Below are 7,693 nucleotides of genomic sequence, written 5' to 3' on the forward strand. Positions count from 1 at the left end.
TGTGCGTGGTGCCGGCCAGCGCGCTCAAAATGCGTTTGGCGTCTTCCGCGTCCTGCGGCTTGCCCAGAATGATGTGGCCCAGCGCGACCGTCGTGTCGGCACACAAAATAGGACAATTCAGGCCGCCAGCGCCCGCCAATCTTGCGCGAGCAGCTATCAATTTAAGAGCAGTCACGCGCTGCACATAGGCAGCAGGCGCTTCGCCATCCATCACCGCCTCCAGGCTCTCAGCGTCTTCGTCAGGTCGCGGCAGCAGCAACTCATGCGCCACGCCAATCTGGCCCAGGAGTTCGCGCCGGCGCGGGCTTTGCGATGCGAGGTAAATGAAGTCGTTAGTCATGGTGTCACTCGCGGTGGTAGGGGTGATTGGCATTGACCGACCAGGCCCGGTAAAGCTGCTCAATCAGCAACACCCGCACCATGGCGTGGGGCAGCGTCAGGTCGGACAGGCGGATGCGCTCCTGCGCCGCCTGGCGGAATTCGGGGTCCAGCCCGTCCGGCCCGCCGATAACAAGCGCCACGTCCGAGCCGCCCAGCTGCCACTGGGTGAGCCGCTCGGCGAGCGCCGTGGTGCGCAAGTTCGCGCCCCGCTCGTCCAGCGCGACCACATGCGTGCCCTTGGGAATGGCTTCTTCGATGCGCTTGCGCTCTGCAGCTACCAACTGCTCCACCGTTTTAGAGCCGCGCGGCTCGGTCTTGATGGCCTTGATCTCGACCTTGAGTTCGTGGGGAAAGCGCTTGGCGTAGTCATCCCAGGCGGTTTGCGCCCAGTCCGGCACCCGCTGCCCCACAGCAACGATCAGCAACCTCACGCCACAGCCCGGTCCAAACCCCGACGCGCAAAAACTCAGGCCTTGCGGCCGGGCGCCTTCTTGGCCGGCGCTTTACGGGCGGTCGCTGGCTTGGCGGCGGCAGACCTGGCGGTTGCCGGCTGGGCTGCAGTTGTTTTGGCCGCGCCGCGCTTGGCTTCGGGCTTGACGATCACGGTTTTCACCGGAGCCTTCGCAGCCGATTTCAATGGAGCTTTCGCGCGAGCCTTCACGAGGGATTCGGCGGGTGCCTTTACCGCGGCCTTGCTGGCGGGCCTGGCCGCGTCCTTCGTCGCGGGCTTGGCTGCTGTCCTTGCAGCTGCTCCGGCAGCGCTGGCCCGTTTGGCAGGTGCTTTCACGCCCGCGGCCTTGTCGGCGGCTTTTTTCAGGGCGGCTTTGGACGGGAATGCTTCTTCGACTCCCTTCTTGGCGGCGCTGGAACGACGCATACTGGGCTCGGCCTTCGCTGCAGTTTTCTTGGCAGCGGGCTGGGGCTCGGCGCTGGCCTTGGCCACCACGGGCCTGGCCGCACCCAGCTTCAGGCGCACAGGCTTCTCGCCCCACAGCTCTTCAAGGTGGTAGTACTGGCGGAAGTTGGGTTGCATGATGTGCACCACGACCTGCGCGCAGTCCACGATGATCCACTCGCCGTTGCCTTCGCCCTCCATGCGGGGCTTGGGAAAACCCGCCTCGCGCACCGCATCGCGCACGCTGGCGGCCAGCGCCTTGGTCTGGCGGTTGCTGGTGCCGGAGGCAATGATGACCCGCTCAAACAGGGCGGAGAGGTGCTCGGTGTCGAACACCACAATGTCTTGGGCCTTCACATCTTCCAGCCCGTCGACGACGGCGCGCTGGAGTTTCTGGGTGTTCTTGGCCACGGTGGTTGTTGTCATCAGTTGGATCTGTAAAGGTGGTGTTGGTCAATATAACGTGCAACCGGCTCGAAAACCAGAGGAGCAATGCTCTCCCCGGAGGCGACACGTTGCCGGATGTGAGTGGCGCTGATGGGCATGGCGGGCATGTTCAGCACGGTAAGCCCCGGGAGCTCGGCGCGCAGTGCGTCGAACCGGTCCGCGTTTTCAACACGGTTTTGCGCGCTTTCGCTCGTAGAGTCTGCGCGGGCAGCTACACAAATTATAGCAAGCTCAGGAATCTCCTGCCAGTCGTGCCAGGTGTGCAGCGCGCGGGCCTGGTCTTCGCCAATCAGCAGATACAGCTGCGCTTCTCGGTTTTCGGCGCGCAACTCGCGCAAAGTGTCCAGCGTATAGCTCGGGCCGCTGCGCAGTGTTTCGCGCGCGTCCACCTGCGCCTGCGGCAGCCCGGTAAACGCCAGGGCCGCCATGGCCAGGCGGTGCTCTGCGCCGCTCAGGGCAAAGTTCTTGTGCCATGCAAAGCCGGTAGGAATCACCAGCAGCCTGTCCAGCCCGAGTTGCGCGATGGCGGACCGAGCCAAGCCCAGGTGCCCGATATGCGGCGGATCAAACGCCCCGCCGAACACGCCGATGCGAAGCAGCTGGCCGGCGCCGCTCAAACCCAGTCCCGCGCGGTCAAAAAGTGGCCGGTCAGCGCCGCTTCGGGCGAACCCTGGGCCGGCACCTGCTGGTACGACCAGCTGGCCAGCGGCGGCATGGACAGCAGGATTGACTCGGTGCGCCCGCCCGACTGCAGCCCGAAGTGCGTACCGCGGTCCCACACCAGGTTGAACTCCACATAGCGCCCCCGCCTGTAGAGCTGAAAGTCGCGCTCGCGCTGGGTGTAAGCGATGTTCTTGCGCCGCTCCACAATCGGCAGATACGCCTGCAACAACGCATCTCCCACCGACTGCATCATCGCAAAGCTGCCCTCGGGCCCCAGCTCCGAAAAGTCGTCAAAAAAGATGCCGCCCACGCCGCGCGGCTCGTTGCGGTGTTTCAGAAAGAAATACTCGTCGCACCACTTTTTGAAGCGGGGGTATTTGTCGTCCCCGAAACCGGCCAGGGCGTCTTTGCACGTCTGGTGAAAGTGCACCGCGTCTTCGTCAAAGCCGTAGTACGGCGTGAGGTCCATGCCACCGCCAAACCAGCGCACCACCTCGCCGCTGGCGCTGGTGGCCGCCAGCATGCGCACATTCATGTGCACCGTGGGGACATAGGGGTTGCGCGGATGAAACACCAAAGACACGCCCATCGCCTCGAAGGGCGAGCCGTTCAGCTCAGGCCGGTGCTGGGTGGCGCTGGGCGGCAATTTGGGGCCGCGCACCTGCGAAAAGCCGCAGCCCGCCCGCTCAAACACCGCGCCCCCTTCCAGAATGCGGGTGACGCCGTTGCCCTGCAGGGGTTCGCCCGGCGCCTTCTCCCAGGCGTCGGACACAAACTCTCCGCCATCAACAGCGGCAATCGCCGTGGTGATGCGGTCCTGCAGGCCGGTGAAATAGGCGCGTTGCACCATCAGCCCTTGACCGCGCGGTGCCCGATATCGCGTCGGTACTGCATGCCTTCAAACGCGATATCGCCAACCACCTCGTAGGCGCGGTGCTGGGCCTGCTTCACGCTGTCGCCCAGCGCCGTCACGCACAACACCCGCCCGCCCGACACCCGCAGCGTGCCGTCTTGCAATGTGGTTCCGGCGTGAAACACCGCCGCGTCAGCCGCGTCATCGGTGAAATCAGCGCCTTTAGGGATGCCGGTAACCGCGTCGCCCTTGCGCGGGTTCATCGGGTAACCGTGGGCCGCCAGCACTACCCCTAAGGCGGTGCGCCGGTCCCACTGCAGCTCTACTTCGTCGAGCTTGCCGTGCGGCCCTGGCTCGGTAGCCGCCATCAACACATCCACCAGATCGGTCTTGAGCCGCATCATGATGGGCTGGGTCTCGGGGTCGCCCATACGGCAGTTGAATTCCAGCGTCTTAGGCTGGCCGCTCTTGTCAATCATCAGGCCGGCATACAAAAAGCCGCTGAAAGGAATGCCGTCCTGCTCCATGCCCTTCACCGTGGGCAGAATGATTTCGCGCATTGCCTTGGCGTGCACATCCGGCGTCACCACCGGGGCCGGCGAATACGCGCCCATTCCACCGGTGTTGGGGCCCTGGTCGCCGTCCAGCAGGCGCTTGTGGTCCTGGCTGGTGGCCAGCGGGAGCACGTTTTTGCCATCCACCATGACGATGAAGCTGGCCTCCTCGCCCTCCAGAAACTCCTCAATCACCACCCTCGGCACGGCCACACCGTCCGCGCCGTCGTTGTGCGCCACGCCCAGTGCGTCGTCCAGCAGCATGAAATCAATCGCCTCGTGGGCCTCGGCCAGCGTCATCGCCACCACCACGCCCTTGCCGGCGGCCAGCCCATCGGCCTTCACCACAATCGGCGCGCCCATCTTGTCGACATACGCGTGCGCCGCCAACGGGTCCGAAAAAGTGTCGTACGAGGCGGTGGGAATGCCGTGCCGGCGCATGAATGCTTTGCTGAACGCCTTGCTGCTCTCCAGCTGGGCGGCCGCCTTGGTAGGACCGAAGATGCGCATGCCGTGGGCGCGAAACTCGTCCACCACGCCGGCCGCCAGCGGCACTTCAGGGCCCACCAGCGTCAGGCCGATTTTGTTGGCCTGCGCCCATTCGCGCAGCTGCACCACATCCGTAATCGGCACATTTTTCAGCCGCATATCGGTGGCCGTGCCGCCATTGCCCGGGGCGACGTACACCATCTGCACCTTTGAGGATTGCGCCAGTTTCCAGGCTAATGCGTGTTCGCGGCCACCGCCGCCAATAACCAATACGTTCATAGGAATCTCAGGGTTTCAGAGTGCAGCGTTGTGGAAGATGTCCTGGGTGTCGTCCAGGTCTTCCAGTGCGTCGAGTAGTTTTTGCATGCGCTCGGCGTCTTCACCGCTCACCTCGATGGTATTTTCGGCGCGCATGGTCACGGTGGCCAGCGCGGCGCTCAGGCCCACGGCTTCCAGGGCGGCTTTTACGGCCTCAAAGTCGGCCGGCGCAGTCAGCACCTCGATGGCGCCTTCGTCATCGGTAATCACGTCTTCGGCACCTGCCTCCAGCGCAACCTCCATGACCCGGTCTTCGGCCGTGCCCGGCGCAAAAATCAGCTGCCCCACATGCTTGAACTGAAATGCCACCGAGCCTTCGGTGCCCATGTTGCCACCGTGCTTGCTGAACGCGTGCCGCACCTCGGCCACGGTGCGCACCTTGTTGTCGGTCATGGTGTCCACGATGATGGCCGCGCCGCCAATGCCATAGCCCTCGTAGCGGATTTCTTCGTAGCTGATGCCGTCCAGCGAGCCGGTGGCCTTGTCAACGTTGTATTTCACCCGGTCGGCGGGCATGTTGGCGGCCTTGGCTTTTTCAATGGCCAGCCGCAGGCGCGGGTTCATGGCCGGGTCTCCACCGCCTTGTCGGGCCGCTACCGTGATTTCACGAACGATGCGCGTCCAGATCTTGCCGCGCTTCTCGTCCTGACGCCCTTTGCGGTGCTGAATATTGGCCCATTTGCTGTGTCCCGCCACTTGTTGCCCTTTAAAAATTCGTTACGCTTGCCGTTCGATTGTACTTTTTGACATATCCATGGCGTCCATCCACGAAGAAGGCATCCTTATCGCGCAGGGCACGGCGGACCACCCCGCCGCCCGCTGTTTCCTGCGGCCCGACAAAGCCAACCGCCACGGCCTGATCACCGGCGCCACCGGCACCGGCAAAACCATCACCCTGCAGACCCTGGCAGAGGGGTTCTCCGGCATCGGTGTGCCGGTCTTCATGGCCGACGTCAAAGGCGACCTCACCGGCATCTCGCAGCCCGGCGTTTTAAGCGACAAGCTGGCCAAAATCATCCGGGAACGCTCCCTCGAGGCGCCCGCCTTTACCGGCTACCCCACCACCCTGTGGGACGTGTTCGGCCAGCAGGGCCACCCGGTGCGCGCCACGGTCAGCGACCTCGGGCCGCTGCTGCTGGCCCGCATGCTCAACCTCAATGACACCCAGGCCGGTGTGCTGCAACTGGTGTTCAAGATTGCAGATGACGACGGCCTGCTGCTGCTCGACATGAAAGACCTGCGCGCCATGTGCCAGGACGTGGGCGACAACGCCTCCAGCTACACCACCGAATACGGCAACATCAGCGCCGCCAGCATTGGCGCCATCCAGCGCGGCCTGATGCAAATCGAGAGCCAGGGCGGCGACCGGTTCTTCGGCGAGCCCATGCTCAATATCCAAGACTTCATGCAAACCGACGCGGGCGGCAAAGGCGTGATCAACATTCTGGCGGCCGACAAGCTGATGCAGTCGCCCCGCCTGTACGCCACCTTCATTCTCTGGATGCTGAGCGAACTCTTTGAGTCGCTGCCCGAAGTGGGCGACCTTGACAAACCCAAGCTGGTGTTCTTTTTTGACGAGGCCCACCTGCTGTTTGCCGATGCGCCCAAGGTGCTGGTGGAGCGGATTGAATTGGTGGTGCGCCTGGTGCGCTCCAAGGGCGTGGGCGTGTTTTTCGTCACGCAAAACCCGCTCGACATTCCTGACAGCGTGCTGGCCCAGCTGGGCAACCGCGTGCAGCACGCCCTGCGCGCCTTCACCCCGCGCGACCAGAAGGCAGTCAAAAGCGCCGCCGACACCATGCGCGCCAACCCACGGCTGGATGTGGCAACTGCCATCACCGAGCTGGGCGTGGGCGAGGCGCTGGTCAGCCTGATGGACGACAAAGGCCGCCCCTCGGTGACCGAGCGCGCCTACATCGTGCCGCCCGCCAGCCAGATCGGGCCCATTCGCCCCGAGCAACGCCAGGCGCTGCTGGCCGAATCCTTGGTTGCCGGCGTCTATGAAAAAACCACCGACCGCGCTTCCGCTTTTGAGGCACTCAAAGGCCGCACCGACCATCACACCGACCATCACACCGACCATCGCACCGACAATCTCGCCAGCGGCCCCAATTCAGCACCAAATCCGCGCCAAGCGCATTCTGGACGGGCGCAAGATGCTACAAAAACAGAAGCACCCGCCGAGGGAGGCGGCCTGTTGGGCAGCCTGGGCGATATGCTGGGCGGCGGCGCACGGCGCTCGCGGGCCGGCGTGGGCGAACAGCTCCTCAAGAGCGCGGCCAGCGCGGTCGGCCGCGAAGTGGGCCGCCAGATCATCCGCGGGGTGCTGGGCAGCATTCTGGGCGGCGGCAGGCGCTAACTCCCTCCACAACCATCCATAACCACCACCACAAAAACAACTTAGGAAAACACACCATGGTCCCCATCGATCCCGCCGCCAGCGCCAACGTCACCCTCATCGACCACCCGCTGGTGCAGCACAAGCTAACCTTGATGCGTAAAAAGGAAGCCAGCACCAGCAGCTTTCGCCGCCTGCTCAACGAGCTGGCCGGGCTGATGATTTACGAAGTCTGCCGCGATATGCCGCTGCAAGACCTGGAAATCGAGACCCCGCTAGAGAAGACCACCGGCAAAGTCATTGATGGCAAAAAGCTCGTGTTCGCCAGCGTGCTGCGGGCCGGCAACGGCATTCTGGACGGCGTGTTGAGCGTGGTGCCCGGCGCGCGCGTGGGGCATATCGGCCTCTACCGCGACCCCACCACCCTGCAGGCGGTGGAGTACTACTTCAAGATGCCCAGCCACATGGAGGAGCGCGATGTGGTGGTCGTCGATCCCATGCTCGCCACCGGCAACTCCGCCGCCGCGGCCGTAACGCGCCTCAAAGCCTGCAAGCCCAAGTCCATCAAGTTCCTGTGCCTGCTGACCTGCCCCGAGGGCATCAACACCATGTTCAAGGAACACCCCGATGTCCGCATTTACACCGCCGCCATTGACCGCGGCCTGAACGATCACGGCTACATCATGCCCGGCCTCGGCGATGCGGGAGACCGGATTTTCGGGACGCAGTGAATCGCTAAGTGATTGATTTCATTG

The 7,693-nt window shown here is 64.0% G+C and carries 9 protein-coding genes; 2 read left to right on the plus strand and 7 right to left on the minus strand.

Going from position 1 to position 7,693, the window contains the following annotated elements:
• From Q0O05_RS10425 to Q0O05_RS10455, 7 genes are all read right to left on the minus strand, one after another.
• Positions 1-340: Maf family protein (locus tag Q0O05_RS10425; protein ID WP_293662760.1), on the minus strand; the 340-nt coding region annotated here is incomplete at its 3' end.
• 4 nt (positions 341-344) lie between these two features.
• On the minus strand, positions 345-812 hold the full coding sequence (rlmH, locus tag Q0O05_RS10430; RefSeq protein ID WP_293662762.1) for a 23S rRNA (pseudouridine(1915)-N(3))-methyltransferase RlmH: 468 nt from the start codon (positions 810-812) through the stop codon (positions 345-347).
• Positions 813-847: 35 nt separating this feature from the next.
• Positions 848-1,702 (minus strand): ribosome silencing factor, encoded by an 855-nt coding sequence (gene rsfS / locus Q0O05_RS10435; RefSeq protein WP_293662764.1) that lies wholly within the window; start codon positions 1,700-1,702, stop codon positions 848-850.
• Entirely contained in the window at positions 1,702-2,340 is a 639-nt protein-coding gene (nadD, locus tag Q0O05_RS10440; protein WP_293662766.1) for a nicotinate (nicotinamide) nucleotide adenylyltransferase, read from the minus strand. The genes rsfS and nadD overlap by 1 nt, the downstream gene beginning before the upstream one ends.
• On the minus strand, positions 2,337-3,236 hold the full coding sequence (hemF, locus tag Q0O05_RS10445) for an oxygen-dependent coproporphyrinogen oxidase (protein WP_293662768.1): 900 nt from the start codon (positions 3,234-3,236) through the stop codon (positions 2,337-2,339). The genes nadD and hemF overlap by 4 nt, the downstream gene beginning before the upstream one ends.
• A complete protein-coding gene (gene purD / locus Q0O05_RS10450) occupies positions 3,236-4,561 on the minus strand; it encodes a phosphoribosylamine--glycine ligase (RefSeq protein WP_293662770.1) in 1,326 nt (441 codons plus the stop codon). The genes hemF and purD overlap by 1 nt, the downstream gene beginning before the upstream one ends.
• Positions 4,562-4,576: 15 nt before the next feature.
• Positions 4,577-5,296: a YebC/PmpR family DNA-binding transcriptional regulator gene (locus tag Q0O05_RS10455; protein WP_293662772.1), complete on the minus strand. Its 720-nt coding sequence runs from the start codon at positions 5,294-5,296 to the stop codon at positions 4,577-4,579.
• Between the two features lie 58 nt (positions 5,297-5,354).
• On the opposite strand from Q0O05_RS10455, the gene Q0O05_RS10460 reads away from it, so the two are divergent.
• On the plus strand, positions 5,355-6,959 hold the full coding sequence (locus tag Q0O05_RS10460; RefSeq protein ID WP_293662773.1) for a helicase HerA-like domain-containing protein: 1,605 nt from the start codon (positions 5,355-5,357) through the stop codon (positions 6,957-6,959).
• A 56-nt stretch (positions 6,960-7,015) separates the two neighbouring features.
• The gene (gene upp / locus Q0O05_RS10465) at positions 7,016-7,669 is read left to right on the plus strand and encodes a uracil phosphoribosyltransferase (RefSeq protein ID WP_293662775.1); all 654 of its coding nucleotides are present in this window, start codon (positions 7,016-7,018) and stop codon (positions 7,667-7,669) included.
• Positions 7,670-7,693: the final 24 nt, after the last annotated feature.

It is taken from the genome of Rhodoferax sp. OV413 (genome assembly GCF_945881795.1).
In the GTDB taxonomy this organism is placed as follows: domain Bacteria; phylum Pseudomonadota; class Gammaproteobacteria; order Burkholderiales; family Burkholderiaceae_C; genus Allorhodoferax.